This is a genomic window from Chromobacterium sp. INPA-IVC, assembly GCF_059047085.1.
The window spans coordinates 395,250-415,410 of the sequence record NZ_JBTNLS010000001.1; the positions used below are offsets into that span (position 1 = coordinate 395,250).

The following is a 20,161-nucleotide window of genomic DNA, read 5'->3' on the forward strand; positions in this document are numbered from 1 at the left end:
TTCATTGGAGGCGAGGCTCAGCCTTGCTCGCCCTCGCAGGCCAGTTCCTCGTTGTCCTCGCGCTGCAGCCAGTGGCGCAGCATGGTCAGGCCCACCGCCAGCAGGGTGGGGCCGATGAACAGGCCGATCACCCCCCAGGCGATCAGGCCGCCGATCACGCCGAGGAAAATAACCGACAGCGGCATCTGCGCGCCCTGGCTGATCAACAGCGGCTTCAGGATGTTGTCTATGGTGTTGATCAGCAGGAAGCCCCAGATCAGCAGGAACACGCCCAGACCGGTGTGGCCGGTGTAGAACACCCAGGCGGCGGCCGGCAGCCAGACGACCAGCGTCGGCATCTGCGCCACCGCGACGATGAAGCACAGGAAGCCCAACACCAGCGCGCCGGGCACGCCGGCGATCAGCAGGCCGATCACGCACAAGATGGTCTGCGCCAGCGCGGTGCCGACCACGCCGGTGGTGACGCTGCGTATGGTGCGGGCGATCACCTCAGGCAGGTCGCTGGCGGTCTCGCCGCCCAGCTTGACCACGATGCGCTCCACCAGGTCCCACAGTTTGTCGCCGTTGATCAGCAACAGGCCGGCGACGGCTATCGCCAGCACGATCTCCAGCAGGCTCAGGCCCAGATTGGCGCCGCCGGACAGCAGCCACAGCGCCGCCTGGTTGATCGCGGGGCGGATCTTTTCGAAAAAGCCGGGCAGATCGGCCTGAGTGCTTTGCCACAACTTTTGCAGGCTGTCGCCGACCACGGGCAGGTTCACCAGCCAGGCCGGCGCGTCGGGCAGCCGGAAACTGGTCAGATCGTGCGCCAGATTGGCCAGGTGCGGCAGCGTGTCGGCCAGCGTCAGCGCCATCAGCCCGATGGGGATGGCCAGCGCCGCGGACAACGCCAGCACGATCAGCAGCGCCGCCAGCTTGTGGCGGCCGCGCAGCCGCAGCTTCAACCGGCTGTACAGCGGCCAGGCGGAAATGGCGATGATGGCGGCCCAGGTCAGCGCGCCGAGGAAGGGTTGCAGCACTTTCAGGCAGGCGACCACCAACAAGGCCAATATGGCGACGCGGAACGCGCCTAGGATGCTGACATTGGGAAAAGCGTTGGGCAGGGGAGGCATGAAGGCATCCGTTCTAGGTGGCGGAAATGGCGGCCGGCGCATGATGGCGCCGGCCGGATACGGCGCTAGTTTGCCACCTTGCCCAGCTCGCCGGCAAATGCGTCGGCGGGGGTGTAGCCGACTACCCGGTTGCTCTCGCGGGACTGGCTATCGAACAGGATGATGCCCGGCGGGCCGAACAGGCCGAAGCGCTTGAGCAGCGCCTGGTGCTCGGGGCTGTTGGCGGTGACGTCGGCGCGCAGCAAGACAAAACGCTGCATCTGCGCCGCCACCTGCGGCTGCGGGAAGACATCCGCCTCCATTTCCTTGCAGGCCACGCACCAGTCCGCGTAGAAATCCAGCAGCAGCGGCTTGCCGGCGGCCTTGGCCTCGGCCAGCTTGGCGTCGAGCTCCGCGATGGATCCAATCGGCTGGAAGTGCTGCTGCGCGGCGCCCTCGGCGCTGCTGGCGGCGATCAGCTTCAGCGGATAGCGCGGATTATCTGCGCCGGACAGCAGGCCGACCAGCTGGGCGCCGCCCAGCAGGAACAGCAGCAGCCCAAGCGCCTTGCCCAGGCGCGCGCTGGCTTTGGTTGTGTTGGACAGGCTGTCGAAAGCGCCAAGGAAGACGGCTGCGCCGATCAGCAGCGCCGCCCATAGCAGCATCACCAGCGCGGCGGGCAGGAACGGGGACGCCAGCCAGATGGCCAGACCCAGCATCACCACGCCGAACGCGGACTTTACCGCCTTCATCCAATTGCCGGCGCGCGGCAGCACTTGGCCGCCGAAGGTGCCGATGGCGATCAGCGGCAGGCCCAGGCCCATGGCCATCGCATACAAGGCCGCGCCGCCGAGCAGCGCGTCGCCGGTGCTGCCGATATAGCCCAGCGCCAGCGCCAGCGGGGGGGCCACGCAGGGGCCGATGATCAAGGCCGACAGCGCGCCCATCAGGAACACGGTGACGGCCTTGCCGCCGCTCAGACGGTTGGAGGTGTCGGCCAGCCGGGATTGCAGCGCGTTCGGCAGCTGGATGGTGAACAGGTCGAACATCGACAGCGCGAACAGCACCATCAGCGCGCTGGCGGACAGCACCACCGCCGGCTGCTGCAGCCATACCGTCAGCAGCGAGCCGGTCAGGCCGGCGACGACGCCGACCGCGGTATAGGTGAGCGCCAGGCCTTGCACGTAGAGCAGGGACAGCAGGAAGCCGCGGCCGCGGCTGAGGGTTGCGCCTTGGCCGGCAATCAGCGATGAAACGATGGGCAGCAGCGGGTACATGCAGGCGGTGAACGCCATGCCCAGACCCGCCAGCAGAAAGGTGCCCAGTGTGGCCAGCCAACCCTGGGCGGCCAACTCGCTGTTACCGGCCGACGCTTTTCCCGACGGGTCGACCTCCGTCCAGGCGCTGAGCTTGTTGCTCGAGCCGCCCGCCTGGCCCACCTTCAGCTTGTGGGTGTACGGCGGGTAGCAGACGCCAGCTTCCGCGCAGCCTTGCAGCTTGACGTTCAGCTGAAAATCCGCCGGCGCGCCGGCGGCCAGCGGGATGGTGATCAGCTGCTTGCCGTGGTAAATCTGCTGCTTGCCGAAGTAAGGATCGTTCTTTTCCTGGGCTACGGGCAGCGTTGGCTTGCCGGCCAGGTCGGCCGGCGTGGTGCTGATGCTGATGCGGTCGCGGTACAGGTAGTAGCCGGGAGCGACGTCCAGCGTCAGTTGCAGCTGGTCTCCGCTGCGGCTGACCTGGGCGGCGAAGGCCTGTTCCGGCGGGAGCAGGTCTTCCTGGTTGACCGCGTGGGCGGGCAGGGCGAGGCCAAGGCAGGCGATCACGGACGCCAGCCATAGCCAGGCCGATCGGTAAAAGGAATGGAGGTATGCTTGCACGTGCAGACTCTTTTTGCGGTTGGCGATGGAACTGTGACGATGTAAACGGTTTGCGGTTCCGTTTTTACGATGCGTGATGCAATATGCATCAAATCGCATCGCCCGGCAAACGGAGGCCGCCGCGTCCTGATGTTCGGGAAGCGGCTAGTATAGCTGGGCAGACGGGGCGCAGACAGCGTTCCGCTTATGAAAAAAAAGAACGAGGATATCAAGAGGGGTTATGCGAGAAGCCATTCATTTCGCTCATGCAAACAGCTTTCCCGCGTCGGTGTACGGCAAGATGCTGGGCAAGCTGGCCGGAAGCCGCGACGTCGGTTATCTGGATACGATAGGCCACGATCCGGATTTTCCCATCACCGATTGCTGGCCGCATCTGGTGGACGAGAGCATCCGCTTCATCGAAGGGCGCTACCGCGGCTCCGTGGTGGGCGTCGGCCATTCGCTCGGCGGCTTCCTGATGTTCTACGCGGCGTTGAAGCGGCCGGATCTGTTCCGCGCCATCATCATTCTGGACTCGCCGCTGATGGGGCCGTCGCGCTCCTTCGGCATCTGGCTGGCCAAGCGGCTGGGCTTCATCCAGCGTGTGACGCCAGGCGGCAATACGCTGGCGCGCCGCGACAACTGGGCCACGGTGGAGATGGCGCATGACTATTTCGCGCGCAAGCCCAAGTTCGCCCGCTTCGATCCCGACTGCCTGGCCGATTACGCCCTGCATGGCACGCAGGACGACGGCAAGGGCGGCCGCCGGCTCAAGTTTCGCCCGCAGGTCGAGTACGACATCTACGCGACGCTGCCGCACGATTTTCCCCGGCATCGCGGACGGCTGACGGTGCCGGCGGCCTTGCTGGCCGGCTCGGCGTCGGATGTGCTGCGCGGCAGCGACCTGGCTTTCATGCGCAAGCATTTCGCGGTCATGGTGGACAAACAGCCGGGCAGCCACCTGTTTCCTTTGGAAAAGCCGCTGGAAACGGCGGAGCGCATCGAGCAATTGCTGGCCAGGCTGGAGGAGGGCGGCTGGAGTTGAGGGCATCTGGCGCGCCGGACCGGCACGGCATTTGGTCCGCATCCGGCGCATGGCGCTTGCGAGCGGCGGCTATCTCGCGGAAACTGTAAGATATCGAAAAAGCCAGTTCGCCATCGTCAGAGAGCCCGAAACCAGTGTCTGAAGAACGTCTCAAGCAACACCGCAACGCCATCGACGCCATCGACGTCGAAGTCCTCAAGCTGCTGAACCAGCGCGCCAGCCATGCCCGCGAGATCGGCGAGATCAAGGGCGGCGGCGTCATTTACCGCCCGGAGCGGGAAGCCCAGGTGCTCCGCCGTTTGAAGGACCTGAATCCCGGCCCGCTGCCCAGCGAGTCCATCGCCCGCCTGTTCCGCGAAGTGATGTCGGAGTGCCTGGCGCTGGAAAAGCCGCTGTCCATCGCCTATCTGGGGCCGGAAGGCACATTCAGCCAGCTGGCCACCATCAAGCACTTCGGCCACGCGGCGCGCACCATCGCCTGTAGCTCGATAGACGAGGCGTTCCGGCTGGTGGAGTCGCGCGCGCTGGATTACGTGGTGGCGCCGGTGGAGAACTCCACCGAAGGCGCGGTGGGACGCACCCTGGATCTGATGGTCACCTCGCCGCTGAAGATCTGCGGCGAAGTGGTGCTGCGCATTCACCACCACCTGCTGCGCAAGACCGAGGGGCTGGACGGCATTCGCCGGATCTACGCCCACGCCCAGGCGCTGGCGCAATGCCATGAATGGCTGAACAAGAATCTGCCGGCCGACGTGGAACGCGTGTCGGTGGCCAGCAACGCCGAAGCCGCCCGCCTGGCGGCCGAGGACGAAACCGCGGCCGCCATCGCCGGACAAGCGGCGGCCGAGCGCTACGCCTTGTTCAAACTGGCGGAAAACGTGGAAGACGAGCCCAACAACACCACCCGTTTCCTGGTACTGGGCCTGCAGGATGTCGGCCCGAGCGGGCAGGACAAGACCTCCATCGTGGTCTCCGCCCCCAACCGGCCGGGCGCGGTGCACCAATTGCTGGAACCGGTGGCGTCCAACGGCGTGTCGATGAGCAAGTTCGAATCGCGCCCCTCGCGCGCAGGCCTGTGGGACTACGTGTTCTTCATCGATCTGGAAGGCCACCGCCAGGACGAGCGGGTGCTGAAGGCGCTGGCCGGCCTGGGCGAGCGCACGTCCTTCGTCAAGGTGCTGGGTTCCTACCCGATGGCGGTGTTGTGAGCCGACTGGAATGACCTGGGGCCGGAATCTTCCGGCCCTTGTTTTTTTTGCAAGAAATGGATGAAGAAAATGAAATCGATCTGCCTGTTCTGCGGCTCCAACAAAGGCGGCAATCCGGAATACGAGGACGCGGCCCGCGCATTCGGCCGCGCGCTGGCCGAGCAGAACATCACCCTGGTGTACGGCGCCGGCAATGTGGGGCTGATGGGCGTGGCCGCCGATGCGGCCCTTGAGGCCGGCGGCAAGGTGATCGGCGTGATTCCGGAATTCCTGAAAGCCAAGGAAGTGGCGCATATGGGCCTGACCGAGCTGCACGTCACCGAGACCATGCATCAGCGCAAGGCGATGATGGCGCAGTTGTCCGACGGCTTCGTCGCGCTGCCGGGCGGCTTCGGCACCTTCGATGAGTTGTTCGAGATTCTGACCTGGGCGCAGCTGTCGGTGCACAACAAGCCGGTGGGCGTGCTGGATGCCGGCGGCTTTTACCAGCCGTTGCAGGCCTTGGTGGAGCATGCGGTGAGCGAAGGCTTCGTCCCCAAGGGCAATCTGGACCTGTTCCGCATCGAGCGCGACCTGCCGGCGCTGCTTGACTGGATGCGGCAATACCAGCCCCGCCACGTCGCCAAGTGGCTGGATCTGGCCCGCACCTGAGCGGTCCGCATGGGAAAGCGGGATACGCAAGCGTCGCCATGGCTGCGCGCGCGGCGGGCGATGGCCTGGCCGCTGGCGCTGCTGCTGGCGGCGATCATCGTTTTCGAGGAGTTCGCCTGGGACGAGCTGGCCGCGGCCCTTGCCCGGTTTGGCCGCTGGCCGCCGTTCGCGGCGCTGGAGCGCTGGGTGGCGAGACGTTCTCCTAGAACGGCTCTGGCTTTGTTCCTGGCTCCGGCGCTGGCCTTGCTGCCGGTCAAGCTGGCGGCGCTGTTCCTGATCGAACAGGGCCATGCGCTGCTGGGCCTGGCTGTGATCCTGCTGGCCAAGCTCGGGGGCACCGCGCTGGTGGCCTGGCTGTTCACGCTGACCCGGCCGGCGCTGATGTCTGTGCCGTGGTTCGTGCGCTGGCACCGGCGCTTCGAGCGGCTTCGCGCATGGGTGTTCGAACGGCTGCGCGCCTCCTTGCCGTGGCGCTGGGCCAGGCTGGCGAAGATGCGGGCGCGGCGGTTCTGGTCGCGGCCGTCGCCGCTGACGCGTCTCGCGCGGCGGCTGGCCGGTCGTTGGCGCCGCGAGGGCCCGCCGGCGAAAGAAGACAAGGGGATGGACGGATGATTATCGTGATGAGCGCCCGCGCGAGCGAGGCCGAAGTACGGAACGTGGTGGCCAGGATTGAAAGCGCCGGCTTGGCCGCGCACGTATCCCGTGGCATGGAGCGCACGGTGATCGGCGCGGTGGGCGAGGAGCGCGGGCTGGAAGCCGGCGTATTCGAGGCGATGGCAGGCGTCGAGCGCGCGCTCAGAGTCGTCGGCGACTACCGCATCGTGTCGCGGGAGGCTCAGCCGGCGGATTCGCGGGTAAGAGTGGGAAGAGCGGCATTCGGCGCGAGCGGCGCGGCCTGGCTGGGCGGCAGCGCGCAGGACTGGAGCGAAGGCGCGCTGCGCGCTGCGGCGAGCAAGGTGGCGCTCGCCGGTGGAAGCCTGCTGTATGCGGGCGGCGGGCGCAGCCACGCCAGCCCTTACCATTATCAGGCCTTGGGCGTGACCGATCTGGAGCGGCTCTGCGACGTGGCGGGCGAGTCCGGACTGGGCGCCGTGGCCGAGCTGCGCGATGTGCGCCTGCTCGACGCGCATCTGGAACTGCAAACCGCAGCCTTGCTGCTGCCCCCGCCATCGCTGAACAATATCGAATTGCTGCGGGAAGTCGGCCGCATCAATAAAGCTGTCATCTTGCAGCGGGACAATCGCCAGACGCTGGATGAGTGGCTGACCGCGGCCGAGCATGTCGCGCTCGGCGGCAATCACCAGATCGTGCTGTGCGAATGCGGCGGCGACGGCCAATCGGTCAGCCTGGATGTCGGAGGGTTGGCCAGCCTGCGCCGGCGGACCCATCTGCCGCTGATCGTCTCAGCTCCGCAGACCGGCGGCCTGGCTCCGGCCTTGTCGCTGGCCCGCGCGGCGCTGATTGCCGGCGCTTGCGGCTTGATGCTGGACTGCGCGGCCTGGTCGGATGATGAAGTCGCGGGGTGGAGCGAGTTGCTGGCGGACACAGCGGCGTGAGCGCGTTGAGAGGCTTGCTGGCTGAGATCGCGGCTTGCCGGGAGTGCGAAGCGTCTTTGCCGTGCGGCCCCCGGCCGGTGCTGCGGGCCGCGGAAGGCTCCCGCATCCTGCTGGCAGGCCAGGCTCCGGGCCGCAAGGTGCACGAGAGCGGCATCCCCTGGGATGACGCCAGCGGAAAGCGCTTGCGGGAATGGCTGGGCGTGGAGGCGGATGTGTTTTACGATCCGGAATGCTTTGCCATCGTGCCGATGGGCTTCTGTTATCCGGGCACGGGATCCAGCGGCGATTTGCCGCCGCGTCCGGAATGCGGCAAGCTCTGGCATCCGCGTCTGCTGCCCTTGCTTGAGCGGACGGAGTTGGTGCTGGCGGTGGGCAGCTACGCGCAGGCTTATCATCTGCCTTCGCGCAAGCGCACGCTGACTGAGACGGTTGCGGCCTGGCGCGAGTATTATCCAGGCGTGATTCCATTGCCGCACCCCAGTCCGCGCAATCAGATGTGGCTGGCGCGCAATCGATGGTTCGAGACCGAATTGTTGCCTGCGCTGCGGCAGCGCGTAGCGGAGGTGTTGGGGCGATAGATGGGAGTGCCTTGCTCAGCCATGAGCAAAAACTCTAAAAATGTGGATTTCCATCGTTTCGCGGGTGATAATTTGCCCAGTTCTATGGAGAGACCCGTCACGATGAAGTGTGTTGATGATTTCCGCCTGCAGTTGGGCAAACACGAATTGGTGCCAATCGTCATTGGAGGCATGGGCGTCGATATTTCCACCGCCCAGCTGGCGCTGGAGGCCGCTCGGCTAGGCGGCGTCGGCCATATTTCCGACGCGATGGTGCCCACCGTGACGGACCGCCGTTTCAATACCAAGTTCGTCAAGAACAAGCTGGCCCAGTACAAATTCAACGTCGAGAATCCGGACAAGTCGGTCGTCCGCTTCGACCTGGGCATGCTGGAAGAGGCCACCCGTCTGCATGTGGGCAATACCATGCAGCAGAAGCAGGGCAGCGGCCTGGTGTTCATCAACTGCATGGAAAAGCTGACGATGAACGCGCCCAAGGAAACCCTGCGGGTGCGGATGCGCGCGGCGCTGGATGCCGGCATCGACGGCATCACGCTGGCGGCGGGCCTGCATCTGGGCTCCTTTTCCCTGATCGAAGACCACCCGCGCTTCCGCGACGTCAAGCTCGGCATCATCGTTTCCTCGCTGCGCGCGCTACAGCTGTTCCTGAAGAAAAACAGCCGCTGCGGACGCATGCCGGATTACGTCGTGGTGGAAGGTCCGTTGGCCGGCGGCCATCTGGGCTTCGGCATGGACTGGGCCGAGTACGACCTGGCCAGCATTTTCACCGAGATTCGCGATTGGCTGCGGGCCGAGCAATTGGACATCCCGCTGATTCCGGCCGGGGGCATCTTCACCGGCAGCGATGCGGCAGGCTTCCTGGAGGCGGGCGCTGGCGCGGTGCAGGTGGCCACCCGCTTCACCGTGGCGCGCGAGTGCGGACTGCCGGAGAAGGTGCAGCAGGAGTACTTCAAGTCCAGCGAAGAGGATATCGAGGTCAACCAGCTATCGCCGACCGGCTATCCGATGCGGATGATCAAGCATTGCCCGGCGATCGGCGACAGCATCCGCCCGAATTGCGAAGCCTATGGTTATCTGCTGGATGCCAAGGGCGGCTGTTCCTACATTGACGCCTATCACAAGGCGCATGCGGAAAATCCGGGCCAGCGCCGCGTGCCGGTTTGGGAAAAAACCTGTCTGTGCACCCATATGCGCAATTTCGATTGTTGGACCTGCGGCCACTACGCGTATCGCCTGAAGGACACGACCAATCTTCGCAGCGACGGCAGCTATCAGCTGTTGAGCGCCGAGCATGTGTTCCTCGATTATCAGCACAGCAAGGATAACAAGATCGCCCTGCCGCGGCGGGAGGAGTGCCTGATGGCAGGGTGACGCGCGTCCCCGCTTTTGAGCTTTGCAAATGGGCAGTCGAGCTTCCGGTTCGGCTGCCTTTTCTCATTTGGCGCTTCAGGTGGAAAAGGGTTGGGCTTGGGTGTTGATGTCGGGCGGCCATTTATATAGCATTGATATCTTTTTCTCTCAATGCCATTCCCTTTCTGGGCGATCATTGCGCGAGGGCCGGCTGGCCCGCGCGGGGCTGGTTTATTTCCGGCTCGTCCGGCCAGGGATTGTGCAAGTTGCTGTATATTTCGGAATGATTTCCATTTTCTTGCGAACAAGTAATCAACAATGAGCAAAACCGACAAGCAGGGCCAGCGGGAAGCCGTGTCGCAGCGTATCCGCTATCGTCTGCAAAAGGCGGGAGCGCGCTTCCACGCCAACGACAATATTTCGGCCTTCATCGAGGAGGGCGAGCTGGACGAGTTGCAGGAAGAGGTGCAGGCCAAGTTGAGAGGCGTGCTGGAAAGCCTGGTGATCGATACCGCGAATGATCACAATACCCAGGACACCGCCAAGCGAGTGGCGAAGATGTTCGTGCGCGAGGTGTTCCGCGGCCGTTACGTTTCCATGCCGGCCAGCACCGAATTTCCAAATGTCGAGCATCTGAACGAATTGATGATAATCGGTCCGATCACGGTGCGCAGCGCCTGCTCGCACCATCTGTGCCCCATCATCGGCAGAGTCTGGGTGGGCGTGCTGCCCAATGAGAATTCGAATCTGATCGGCCTGTCCAAATACGTTCGCCTGATCGATTGGATCATGACCAGGCCGCAGATACAGGAAGAGGCGGTTTCGCAGATCGCCGAACTGTTGATGAAGAAACTGCACCCCGATGGTTTGGCCATCGTGATGGAGGCGGATCATTTCTGCATGCATTGGCGCGGCGTGAAGGACAGCAACAGCAAGATGACCAATAGCGTGATGCGCGGCGCCTTCCTGACCAACCCGGATCTGCGCAAGGAATTCCTTTCCCTGATGCACAAGTGAGGACTCGGCGCTGTCGGTGTCCCGCGTATTTACGATGAAAGAGCCTATGTTTCCTTATCGAATGATTCCTGCCCTGGTTTTGTCCATATGCGCGGCGGCGGCAATGGCCGAGCCGGCTTCGCAAACCTTGCCTTCCGGCGTGAAGGTCGAAGTATTGGTGCCCGGAAAGGGCGCCAAGCCTTCGACCAGCGACACCGTCAAGGTGAACTATCGCGGCACATTCAAAGACGGCAAGGAGTTTGACAGCTCCTACAAGAACGGCGGCCCGATCAGCTTCCCGCTGAACCGCGTGATTCCCTGCTGGACCCAGGGCGTCAGCGCGCTGACGGTGGGCAGCAAGGCCAAGCTGACTTGCCCGGCGAATACCGCCTATGGCAGCCGCGGCGTGCCGGGCGTGATTCCGCCGAACACGCCGCTGTATTTCGAAGTGGAGCTGCTCGCCATTCAGAAGTGAATAGCCGCCGCGAATGAAAACAGGCCCGGGATTCCGGGCCTGTTTTTTTGAATCCGGCCAAATTCAGCCGGTTTGGCCGAACAGCCCGGCCAGCGGCTCAACGATGCGTTCCAGATAGCGCGCATCGGTCTGGTCGAAACTGCCAAGCTGATCGGAATCGACATCCAGCACCGCCACGACGGTGCCCGCGGAGTCGCGGATCGGCACCACCACTTCGGAGCGGGCGCTCGACGAGCAGGCTATATGTCCGGGAAAGGCATCGACGTCATCCACCAGCAGCGTGCGGTTCTGCGCCCAGGCGCTGCCGCAGACGCCGCGGCCGCGCGGTATGCGGGTGCAGGCGATGGGCCCCTGGAACGGCCCTAGAACCAGCTGCTCGCCCTTGACCAGATAGAAGCCGGTCCACAGCCAGCCGAAGGTCGAAGTCAGCGCGGCGGACAGGTTGGCCAGCGCGGCGACGACGTCGGTTTCGCCGATGATCAGCGCATGGGCTTGCGGCAGCAGGGTCTGATATTTTTCTTCCTTGCTATCGCCTTCGATGATGAGGTTTTCTGCCATGGCGGGTATTGCTTGCGAGTGAGTGCGGGCCGGACAGCATACACCATGCCGGGCGGGAAAAGAAAACGCCGCCCAGGGAGGGCGGCGCGAACAGTATTGCGGAGCCATGGCGGGCTTACATCATGTGCTGGCCGCCATTCATTGCGATGTTGCTGCCGGTGATGAAGCCGGCGTTGTCGGAGCAGAGGAAGGTGACCAGCGCGGCGATCTCTTCCGGGCGGCCAAGGCGGCCCACCGGGATCTGGGCCACGATCTTGTTGCGCACGTCCTCCGGCACCGCCATCACCATCTCGGTGGCGATGTAGCCGGGAGAGATGGTGTTGACGGTCACGCCCTTTTTGGCCACTTCCTGGGCCAGCGCCATCGTGAAGCCGTGCATGCCGGCCTTGGCCGCGGAGTAGTTGGTCTGGCCGAACTGCCCCTTCTGGCCGTTGATGGACGAGATGTTGATGATGCGGCCGAAGCCGGTCTCCAGCATATTGTCCAGCACCGGTTTGGTCATGTTGAACACCGAATCCAGATTGGTGCGGATCACGGCGTCCCAGTCATCCTTGCTTTGCTTCTTGAAGCTGGCGTCGCGGGTGATGCCGGCGTTGTTGACCAGAATGCCGACCTGGCCAACATCTTTGGATATGCGCGCAATCAACTCTTGGCAGGCGGCGAAGTCGGTGACATCGCATTGATAGCTGTGGATGTCGCTGAAACCCAGCCCTTTCATGTCGGCATGCCAGGCGGACTCGCGGCCCGGTTTGCTGTAGGTGGTCACCACGGCATATCCCGCTTCGGCCAGTGCCTTGCAGATGGCGGTTCCGATGCCGCCCATGCCCCCGGTGACTAATGCAATCCTTTTCGTCATGATGCTGGCTCCTCTGTCGGGTTTGGAATCTATGCTTGAATTATCTTTACTTCCTTTTGTTACAGAATATGCAGGACGCCATAAAAAGTAAATAAATAGCATGTGCTACTTTATTTACAATACTTTAGCCTAGTTCTCGGCTGAGCCTTTGCAGCAAATCCAGTCTATGCTTGGAAATTGCGCCCTGTTCTGCAGCCGTAATGATTGCACAATTAGGCTCGACGCAATGCGAACAGTTATGGAACCGACACTGGCCAATATACCTGCGCATTTCAGGGAAATAGTGAATTAAATCCGGGGATTTCAGATGTTTCAAGCCAAATTCCTGCAGGCCCGGAGAGTCGATCAGATGACTGTTTTCATCGAGATGGTACAGCGTGGCGTGAGTCGTGGTGTGCCGGCCGGAATCCAGCGCTTCCGAGATGTCGCCGATGCGGGCATTGGCCTCGGGGAGCAGCGCATTGGTCAGCGTGGATTTGCCCATGCCTGACTGGCCGACCAGCACGCTGGTATGCCCGCTGAGCAAGGGTTTCAGCGGGGAGAAGTCCTGCTTGGCCGACAATGTGACCAGCTTGTAACCCAGGTTCACATAGAGTTGCAATTTCCCCAGCAGCGCCGCGGTTTCCGGCAGGTCGCTCTTGTTGACCACGATGACCGGGTCGATGTCGCCGGCCTCCGCCGCGATCAGGCAGCGTCCCAGCAATTCCTCATTGGGCGTGGGCACGGCGGCGATCACGAACAGGATGCGCGTGACGTTGGCTGCGATCTTCTTGGCTTTCCAGTCGTCCTGGCGATAGAGCAGGCTGCGGCGCTCATGCGCGCGCTCGATCACTGCCTGCTCGCGATTCTGGATCAGGATATCGACGATGTCGCCGCAAGCGTAGTCGACGCGCTTGCCGCGGGTGGTGCAATCGAAAGTCTGGCCATCCGCCTCCACGATGAAGCGCCGGCCGTGGCTGCGTATGATTTGTCCGGTGCTGGCTGTCATGGGCGGCGGAACAGGGCTTCGGTCTTGGCCGCGCAGATGAAGTCGTTGAGGGTCAGGCCGCCGGCGTCGTGGGTGCTGAAATTCACCACTGCGCGATTGTAGTGGACCGACATGTCCGGATGATGGTCTTCCTGATTGGCGATCCAGGCCAGGGCGTTCACGAAGGCCATGGTTTCATGGTAGTTGGCGAAGCGGTAGGTCTTGCGCAGCTCGATGCCGTCGATTTCCCAGTCCGGCAGCGTGGACAGCAGCTGCTTGACGGTATTGTCGGCCAGCGGGCTTTGGCCGTGTTGCGGGGTGCAGGAGAGCTCCAGCAGGTTCATGCCTGATTTCCTTTCAGATGTTGAATGCGCAGCGCCGCGGGCGGGTGCGAATCGTAGAAGGCGGAATGGACGGGGTCCGGCGTCAGCGTGGACGCGTTGTCGCGGTACAGTTTGACCAGCGCGCAGACCAGATCCTCCGCCCGGGTCTGTTCCGACGCAAAATCGTCGGCCTCGTATTCGTGCACGCGCGACATCCGGCTGGACAGCGGCGTCAGCGGGAAGGTGAAGGCCGGCGTGGCGGTGAAGAACAGGATCAGGGCCATCGCGGTGCTGGGCGCGGCGACGCCGAGGCCGGCATAGAACCAGGGAGCGTGCAGCAGCTGACCCAGCAGCCACAGCAAAGCCAGCGACAGCGCGAACGCCATGGCGATGCGCTTGACGATGTGACGGCGTTTGAAATGGCCCAGCTCATGCGCCAGCACGGCTTCGATTTCGGCGTGGCTGAGCTGGGACAGCAAAGTATCGAAGAATACGATGCGCTTGGCTGCGCCGAAGCCGGTGAAGTAGGCGTTGCCGTGGCTGGAGCGGCGCGAGCCGTCCATCACGAACACGCCCTGGCTTTTGAAGCCGGCGCGCTGCAGCAGCGCCTCGATCCGCGCCTTGAGCGCCTCGTCTTCAAGCGGCTTGAATTTGTTGAACAGCGGCGCGATCAGCGTCGGATACAGCGCCACCATCAGGAGCTGGAAGCCTGACCAGACCAGCCATACCCACAGCCACCACAAGGGGCCTGATATTTCCATCAGCCACAGCACCAGCGCCAGCAGCGGCAAGCCGATCGCGGCGCCGATCAGGGTGCCTTTGACCATATCGGCCATGAACAGTGCGAATGTGGTCTTGTTGAAGCCATATCGGCTTTCGATCCCGAAGGTGCCGTACAGGGTGAACGGCAGCGAGACCAGGCTGCCGATCACGGTGACGGCCACGATCAGCGCCATGCCCGACGATAGCGGATTGGCGAACCATTCCAGGCTGTGGACGGCCAGCCATTGCAGTCCGCCGCCGAAAGTGAACGCCGCGATCAGCGCAGTGTCCACCCAGGCGGACAACAGGCCGAGCCGGGTCTTGGCGACGGTATAGTCGGCGGCATGGCGGTGCTGTTCCAGGGTGATGCTGTCGCGGAAGGCGGCCGGGACCTGGGCGCGGTGGCGCGATACATGGCGGATGTGGCGCCAGCCCAGCCACAACTTCAGGCAGAGCGTCAGCGTCAGCGCGGCGGCGAACAGCAGGGAAAAGGCGTCGGTCATGGATGTCCGTATGGAGTTTGCCGACGGCGCGGCAATGAAGGAAAATGGCAGGGTTTTCTAAAGATTGGCTAGTATGGCACAAGATACCAATAACCTCATCTGGCTCGACATGGAGATGACGGGCCTGAATCCGGATCAGGACCGCATCATCGAAGTGGCGATGATCGTAACCGACAGCAATCTGAACGTCCTGGCGGAGTCCCCGGTGCTGGTGATTCACCAGCCGGACGCCATCCTGGACGGCATGGATGACTGGAACAAGAATACCCACGGCAAGAGCGGCCTGATCGAGAAAGTGAAGAACTCCAGGGTCAGCGAGGCGGAAGCCGAGCAGGCATTGCTGGATTTCATGGCGCAATACATTCCGGAACGCGTGACGCCGATGTGCGGCAACACCATCCACCAGGACCGCCGCTTCATGGCGCGCTGGATGCCGCGGCTGGAGGCTTACTTCCATTACCGCAATCTGGACGTATCCACCCTGAAGGAGCTGTGCAAGCGCTGGCGGCCGGAACTCGCCAAGGGCGTGGTCAAGCGCGGCAAGCACGAAGCGCTGGCCGACATCCTGGAGTCGATCGAGGAAATGCGCTACTACCGAGAGCACTTCCTCAAGGTATAAGCCCCGCCGCGACGAGCCGGCTCCAAGGGGCCGGCTTTTTCACATTCACCTTGTATTCCATTGGCAGGAAACATGGCCGCACATCGCCACATCGACATTAACTCCACCCAGGTCTGGGCCAGGCTGCATCAGCACCAGCGCGCGACGCGCCACATGCACATGCGCGAGCTGTTCGAACTGGACCCGCAGCGGTTCCAGCGTTTTTCGCTGGAACTGGACGGCTTGCTGCTGGATTATTCGAAAAACCGCATCACGGAACGCACGCTGGAGTTGTTGTTCGAACTGGCGAACAAGGCGGATCTGCGGACCTGGATGGACCGGATGCGCCACGGCGAGCGCATCAATGTCAGCGAAGATCGATCGGTATTGCACACCGCCTTGCGCCTGCCCGCCGGCGCGACGCTGAATCTGGATGGGCGCGACGTGGCGGCCGATGTGCATCAGGTATTGGCGAGGCTCAAGGATTTCAGCGAACAGGTGCGGGACGGCCGCTGGCAGGGGTTCGCCGGCCAGCGGATCCGCGACGTGGTCAATCTTGGCATCGGCGGCTCGGATCTGGGGCCGCTGGTGGCGGCGGACGCGCTGGCCGCGTATGCCCATCCGGAGCTTAAGGTGCACTTCGTGTCCAACGTCGACGGCCAGCATCTGGCGCGAACGTTGCGGGAGCTGGACCCAGCCTCCACGCTGTTCATCATCGCCTCCAAGTCTTTCACCACGCCGGAAACCCTGCTGAACGCCCAGGCCGCCCGCGCCTGGTTTCTGCAGGCGGGCGCCGAAGAGGATATCGCCAGGCATTTCGTCGCGGTTTCCACCAATGAGCCGGCGGTGCGCGCCTTCGGCATCGATCCGCAGCACATGTTCGGTTTCTGGGACTGGGTCGGCGGCCGCTACTCGGTCTGGTCGGCGATCGGCTTGCCGGTGATGCTATCCATCGGTTATGACAATTTCCGCGCCTTTCTGGACGGTGGCCACGCGATGGACAAGCATTTCTTCGAGTCGCCGTTCGAGGCCAATATGCCGGTGCTGCTGGCGCTGATCGGGATCTGGTACAACACCTTCTACCGGGCGCATACTCATGCCATCATGCCCTATGATCATGGCCTGCGCCGCCTGCCGGCCCATATCCAGCAACTGGACATGGAATCCAACGGCAAGCGGGTGGGCCGCCTGGGCGAGGCTTTGGATTTTGACACCGGCCCGGTGATCTGGGGCGAAGAGGGCGCCAACAGCCAGCACGCGTTCTTCCAGCTGCTGCATCAGGGCACCCGGTTGGTGCCCTGTGACTTCATCCTGCCTCTGAACAGCCATTATCCGCTGGGCAATCAGCATGACGTGCTGGTCGCCAACTGCCTGGCTCAGACCGAGGCGCTGATGCGCGGCAAGAACGAGGCCGAGGCGATGCAGGAACTGAGCCACTTGTCCGGCGAGCAATTGGACATGCTGCTGCCGCAAAAGCTGTTTCCCGGCAACCAGCCGTCCAACACGCTGGCGCTGGACAGGGTCACGCCGTACAGCATGGGCATGCTGATGGCGCTTTACGAGCACAAGGTGTTCGTGCAAGGGGTGATCTGGGGCATCAATTCCTTCGATCAATGGGGCGTCGAGTACGGCAAGCAGCTGGCTCGGCGCATTCTGCCGGAGCTGTCCGGCGATGCCGGCGCGCTGGGGCACGACAGTTCCACCAACGGCCTGATCCGACACTACAGGGAACGCCATGGCAAATAGCAGACAATTGGCCGCCGACCTCGGCGCCGCCTTGCTGGCGCGGGGCGAGAGCGTCTCCACTGCGGAATCCTGCACCGGCGGCATGATAGCGGCCGCCATCACCGATGTTCCAGGCAGCTCCGGCTGGTTCAGCCATGGCGTGATCAGTTATGGCAACCAGGCCAAGCAGCAGTTGTTGAAAGTGCAGGCCTCGTCGCTGATGGATCACGGCGCGGTCAGCGAGCGGGTGGTCAGGGAGATGGCCGCCGGCGCGCAAGCGCTGGCCAACGCCGATTGGGCGGTGGCGGTATCCGGCATCGCCGGGCCGGACGGCGGTTCGCCGGACAAGCCGGTTGGCTTGGTGTGGCTGGCCATCGCGCATCCGGGCGGGCAAACCGAAGCCTGGAGCCGGCATTTCGCCGGCGACCGCCAGGCGGTGCGCCAGCAAACGACGGAGGACGCGCTGGCTCGGCTGCTGGATCGCGTCCATGCCGGCGCGTCCCAGGCCTGAGTCTGGATAGCCCTGCCGCTGGAGACATATGGAGTTATACGCTTTTCCCGCGCTGGCGATTTTGTTCGTCGGCATCTTTACCCGCGAAGTGATCGCGCCGGCGTCGAAAAATCGTTGCGACCGGCGCTGGCTGTTGATGGCCGGCGCGTTGGGCGCGTGCACGGCGGCGGTGACGCTTGCGCTGGGCTATTTGTTTTCCGCCCAGATCGGCAGGGCAGCGCTGATTCCGGCCGCGCGCGACTGGCCGGATATCTCGGTGGGAGCCGCCAGCTTCCTGCTGACCAGCTTCGTCTTTTATTGGTGGCATCGCGCGACGCATGCTTCGGATTGGCTTTGGCGCGTGTTTCACCAGCTTCACCACAGCCCGAGCCGCGTGGAGGCGCTGACCGCGTTTTACGCCCACCCGCTGGACTCGGCCGCAGCCGTGCTGATCAGCGCATTTTCCAGCTATTTGGCGCTGGGAGCCTCGCCCATCGCCGCAGCCTGGGCGTTGTTCTTCACCAGCGCTTTCGATCTGTTTCTGCACGGCGACATGAATACGCCGCGCTGGCTCGGCTATTTTTTTCAGCGTCCGGAGATGCACACCGTTCACCACGCTCACGGCCACCATGCGCAGAATTACGGCCTGCCGCTATGGGACTTGATGTTCGGCACCTGGAGCAATCCGGAGAGAAGAGTGGAGCGGCTCGGCTTTGACGAGGACAAGGCTGACGACATCCAGGCCATGTTGCTATGCCGGGATGTGCACAAGGGAGGTTAGTCCGAGGACCATTCCCGCAACGGCTAGGACGGTTCGCCGTCGTCCGTTTTGCCGCGCTTGCGCGCGCGCGGATGCGCGCCATCGTACACCTTGGCCAGATGCTGGAAATCCAGCGCCGTATAAATCTGGGTGCTGGACAGATTGGCATGGCCCAGCAATTCCTGCACCGCGCGCAGATCGCCGGATGACTGCAGCAGGTGGGAGGCGAACGAGTGCCGCAGCATGTGCGGATGGACGTGCTGGCCGGCTCCGGTCTTGACCGCCCAGTCGCGCAGCCGCTTCTCAACCTGGCGGCCGCCCAGCCGCCGGCCATGTCGGCCAAGAAACAGGGCGGGTTCGCCTTCTCCCGCGGGGCGCTCGCTCAGCCAGGCCCGTAGCCGGCTCATGGCCTCGGCGCCGATCGGCGCCAGCCTTTCCTTCCCGCCCTTGCCGCGTATCCGCAGCAGCTGGTCGGAAAAGTCCACGTCATCCAGATTCAACGCCACCGTTTCCGACAAGCGCAGGCCGCAGCTATAGACCAGCTCGAAAATCGCGCGGTCACGGGTGTCCAGACTGTCATCGCCGTCTATCCTGTCCAGCAGCGCCGCGGCGCCGTCCACCGGCAAGGCCTTGGGCAGCAGTTTTTCCCGCTTGGGCGCGCGCAGTCCGGCGGCGGGATTGTCTTCCCGCCCGCCATTCAACTGCAACCAGTGGTAGAACTGCCGCCAAGAGGATAGCCGCCTGGCCAGGCTGCGGCCGCTCAATCCCTGAGCATGCAGTTTGGCCAGCGCCTTGCGCAGATCCATCGGAGATGCCTCGTGCGCTGGCTTCGCCTGCATCGTTTTCTGCAGCAGCTCGATATCCGCCTGGTAGGCGGCGAGCGTGTGCGGGCTGCGACCGGCGACGGCCAAGTGATCAATGAAGCGGCGGATCAGCTCTTCCATATCAGTTGCGGCGCAGGCGCGCCATCTGCATCAGTCGCTCGAACAGCTGCAAGTCCTGCTCGTTCTTCAGCAGCGCGCCTGCCAGCGGCGGCGGCGCGTTGCGTTGATGAACATCCGCAAGCTCGTCGGCGCCGATATTTTCGCCGGACAGCAACTTCAGCCAGTCCAGCAATTCGGATGTGGTGGGTTTCTTCTTCAACCCGGGCAGCTCCCGGATCGAGAAGAATACTTCCAAAGCCTGGCTCACCAGCTGTTGACGGATGTCCGGGAAGTGGACATCGATGATGCTCTGCATCGTTTCCGCGTCGGGAAAGCGGATGTAATGGAAGAAGCAGCGGCGCAGGAAAGCGTCCGGCAATTCCTTCTCGTTGTTGGACGTGATGATGATGATGGGGCGCTGGCGGGCGCGCACGAACTGCTGGGTTTCGTGGACGAAGAATTCCATCTGGTCCAGTTCGCGCAACAGGTCATTGGGGAATTCGATGTCGGCTTTATCTATCTCGTCGATCAGCAGCACTGGGGCTTGCTCGGCCTCGAATGCCTGCCATAGCTTGCCCTTGACGATGTAGTTGGCGATGTCGTGCACCTTGTCGCCGCCAAGCTGGGAATCCCGCAGCCGGGATACCGCGTCGTATTCGTACAGGCCGTGCTGGGCCTTGGTGGTGGACTTGATCGGCCAGACGATCAGCTCCCGGCCCAGGCTGGCCGCGACCTCTTCGGCCAGCATGGTCTTGCCGGTGCCGGGCTCGCCCTTGATCAGCAGCGGGCGCTGGAGCGTAATGGAGGCGTTGACGGCCATCATCAGGTCGTCGGTGGCGATATAGCGTTCTGTTCCAGTAAAGCGAGTGTTCATTATTTATTGCAAGTAT

At 63.4% G+C, this 20,161-nt stretch carries 22 protein-coding genes; 13 read left to right on the plus strand and 9 right to left on the minus strand.

Features of this window, described 5'->3' with window-relative positions:
- Positions 1 to 17: 17 nt before the first annotated feature.
- Together ACX17K_RS01600 and ACX17K_RS01605 are read right to left on the minus strand one after the other, a co-directional pair.
- Complete coding sequence (locus tag ACX17K_RS01600; protein ID WP_493773404.1) at positions 18 to 1,112, minus strand: AI-2E family transporter; 1,095 nt, start codon at positions 1,110 to 1,112, stop codon at positions 18 to 20.
- A 65-nt stretch (positions 1,113 to 1,177) separates the two neighbouring features.
- A complete protein-coding gene (locus tag ACX17K_RS01605; protein ID WP_493773405.1) occupies positions 1,178 to 2,968 on the minus strand; it encodes a protein-disulfide reductase DsbD in 1,791 nt (596 codons plus the stop codon).
- A 220-nt stretch (positions 2,969 to 3,188) separates the two neighbouring features.
- On the opposite strand from ACX17K_RS01605, the gene ACX17K_RS01610 reads away from it, so the two are divergent.
- From ACX17K_RS01610 to ACX17K_RS01650, 9 genes are all read left to right on the plus strand, one after another.
- Positions 3,189 to 3,992, plus strand: a complete 804-nt coding sequence (locus ACX17K_RS01610; RefSeq protein ID WP_493773406.1) for an alpha/beta fold hydrolase — start codon at positions 3,189 to 3,191, stop codon at positions 3,990 to 3,992.
- 134 nt (positions 3,993 to 4,126) lie between these two features.
- Positions 4,127 to 5,200 carry a prephenate dehydratase gene (gene pheA, locus ACX17K_RS01615; protein WP_231155199.1) on the plus strand — a complete coding sequence of 358 codons (1,074 nt, stop codon included), beginning with the start codon at positions 4,127 to 4,129 and terminating at the stop codon, positions 5,198 to 5,200.
- A gap of 60 nt (positions 5,201 to 5,260) precedes the next feature.
- Positions 5,261 to 5,851 carry an LOG family protein gene (locus ACX17K_RS01620; RefSeq protein WP_234004387.1) on the plus strand — a complete coding sequence of 197 codons (591 nt, stop codon included), beginning with the start codon at positions 5,261 to 5,263 and terminating at the stop codon, positions 5,849 to 5,851.
- Positions 5,852 to 5,860: 9 nt separating this feature from the next.
- A complete protein-coding gene (locus tag ACX17K_RS01625; RefSeq protein WP_493773407.1) occupies positions 5,861 to 6,463 on the plus strand; it encodes a hypothetical protein in 603 nt (200 codons plus the stop codon).
- An 8-nt stretch (positions 6,464 to 6,471) separates the two neighbouring features.
- Complete coding sequence (locus ACX17K_RS01630; protein WP_493773408.1) at positions 6,472 to 7,407, plus strand: 3-deoxy-7-phosphoheptulonate synthase; 936 nt, start codon at positions 6,472 to 6,474, stop codon at positions 7,405 to 7,407.
- The gene (locus tag ACX17K_RS01635; RefSeq protein ID WP_493773409.1) at positions 7,404 to 7,985 is read left to right on the plus strand and encodes a uracil-DNA glycosylase family protein; all 582 of its coding nucleotides are present in this window, start codon (positions 7,404 to 7,406) and stop codon (positions 7,983 to 7,985) included. The genes ACX17K_RS01630 and ACX17K_RS01635 overlap by 4 nt, the downstream gene beginning before the upstream one ends.
- A gap of 102 nt (positions 7,986 to 8,087) precedes the next feature.
- Positions 8,088 to 9,356 carry a nitronate monooxygenase gene (locus ACX17K_RS01640; RefSeq protein WP_493773410.1) on the plus strand — a complete coding sequence of 423 codons (1,269 nt, stop codon included), beginning with the start codon at positions 8,088 to 8,090 and terminating at the stop codon, positions 9,354 to 9,356.
- A 297-nt stretch (positions 9,357 to 9,653) separates the two neighbouring features.
- Positions 9,654 to 10,352: a GTP cyclohydrolase I gene (folE, locus tag ACX17K_RS01645; RefSeq protein WP_493773411.1), complete on the plus strand. Its 699-nt coding sequence runs from the start codon at positions 9,654 to 9,656 to the stop codon at positions 10,350 to 10,352.
- 103 nt (positions 10,353 to 10,455) lie between these two features.
- Positions 10,456 to 10,806 (plus strand): FKBP-type peptidyl-prolyl cis-trans isomerase, encoded by a 351-nt coding sequence (locus ACX17K_RS01650; protein WP_493773412.1) that lies wholly within the window; start codon positions 10,456 to 10,458, stop codon positions 10,804 to 10,806.
- A 63-nt stretch (positions 10,807 to 10,869) separates the two neighbouring features.
- On the opposite strand, the gene ACX17K_RS01655 is transcribed toward ACX17K_RS01650, so the two are convergent.
- The 5 genes from ACX17K_RS01655 to ACX17K_RS01675 form a co-directional block, all read right to left on the minus strand.
- Entirely contained in the window at positions 10,870 to 11,364 is a 495-nt protein-coding gene (locus ACX17K_RS01655) for a GAF domain-containing protein (RefSeq protein WP_493773413.1), read from the minus strand.
- A gap of 115 nt (positions 11,365 to 11,479) precedes the next feature.
- Positions 11,480 to 12,220, minus strand: coding sequence for an acetoacetyl-CoA reductase (gene phbB / locus ACX17K_RS01660; protein WP_493773414.1), 741 nt, complete (start codon positions 12,218 to 12,220; stop codon positions 11,480 to 11,482).
- Positions 12,221 to 12,344: 124 nt separating this feature from the next.
- On the minus strand, positions 12,345 to 13,208 hold the full coding sequence (gene rsgA / locus ACX17K_RS01665) for a ribosome small subunit-dependent GTPase A (protein WP_231155206.1): 864 nt from the start codon (positions 13,206 to 13,208) through the stop codon (positions 12,345 to 12,347).
- The gene (locus ACX17K_RS01670) at positions 13,205 to 13,531 is read right to left on the minus strand and encodes a 4a-hydroxytetrahydrobiopterin dehydratase (protein ID WP_021476230.1); all 327 of its coding nucleotides are present in this window, start codon (positions 13,529 to 13,531) and stop codon (positions 13,205 to 13,207) included. The genes rsgA and ACX17K_RS01670 overlap by 4 nt, the downstream gene beginning before the upstream one ends.
- Entirely contained in the window at positions 13,528 to 14,775 is a 1,248-nt protein-coding gene (locus tag ACX17K_RS01675) for a M48 family metallopeptidase (RefSeq protein ID WP_493773415.1), read from the minus strand. The genes ACX17K_RS01670 and ACX17K_RS01675 overlap by 4 nt, the downstream gene beginning before the upstream one ends.
- 73 nt (positions 14,776 to 14,848) lie before the next feature.
- Here ACX17K_RS01675 and orn point away from each other — a divergent pair, with 73 nt between their 5' ends.
- The 4 genes from orn (at position 14,849) to ACX17K_RS01695 (ending at position 18,369) form a co-directional block, all read left to right on the plus strand.
- Entirely contained in the window at positions 14,849 to 15,394 is a 546-nt protein-coding gene (gene orn, locus ACX17K_RS01680; protein WP_493773416.1) for an oligoribonuclease, read from the plus strand.
- A gap of 72 nt (positions 15,395 to 15,466) precedes the next feature.
- Positions 15,467 to 17,119: a glucose-6-phosphate isomerase gene (gene pgi, locus ACX17K_RS01685; protein ID WP_493773417.1), complete on the plus strand. Its 1,653-nt coding sequence runs from the start codon at positions 15,467 to 15,469 to the stop codon at positions 17,117 to 17,119.
- Positions 17,109 to 17,609 (plus strand): CinA family protein, encoded by a 501-nt coding sequence (locus tag ACX17K_RS01690; RefSeq protein ID WP_493773418.1) that lies wholly within the window; start codon positions 17,109 to 17,111, stop codon positions 17,607 to 17,609. The genes pgi and ACX17K_RS01690 overlap by 11 nt, the downstream gene beginning before the upstream one ends.
- A gap of 28 nt (positions 17,610 to 17,637) precedes the next feature.
- On the plus strand, positions 17,638 to 18,369 hold the full coding sequence (locus ACX17K_RS01695) for a sterol desaturase family protein (protein ID WP_493773419.1): 732 nt from the start codon (positions 17,638 to 17,640) through the stop codon (positions 18,367 to 18,369).
- Between the two features lie 23 nt (positions 18,370 to 18,392).
- On the opposite strand, the gene xerC is transcribed toward ACX17K_RS01695, so the two are convergent.
- Both xerC and ACX17K_RS01705 read right to left on the minus strand, forming a co-directional pair.
- Positions 18,393 to 19,292, minus strand: a complete 900-nt coding sequence (gene xerC, locus ACX17K_RS01700) for a tyrosine recombinase XerC (RefSeq protein ID WP_493773420.1) — start codon at positions 19,290 to 19,292, stop codon at positions 18,393 to 18,395.
- Between the two features lies 1 nt (position 19,293).
- Positions 19,294 to 20,145 (minus strand): AAA family ATPase, encoded by an 852-nt coding sequence (locus ACX17K_RS01705; protein WP_493773421.1) that lies wholly within the window; start codon positions 20,143 to 20,145, stop codon positions 19,294 to 19,296.
- Positions 20,146 to 20,161 lie beyond the last annotated feature (16 nt).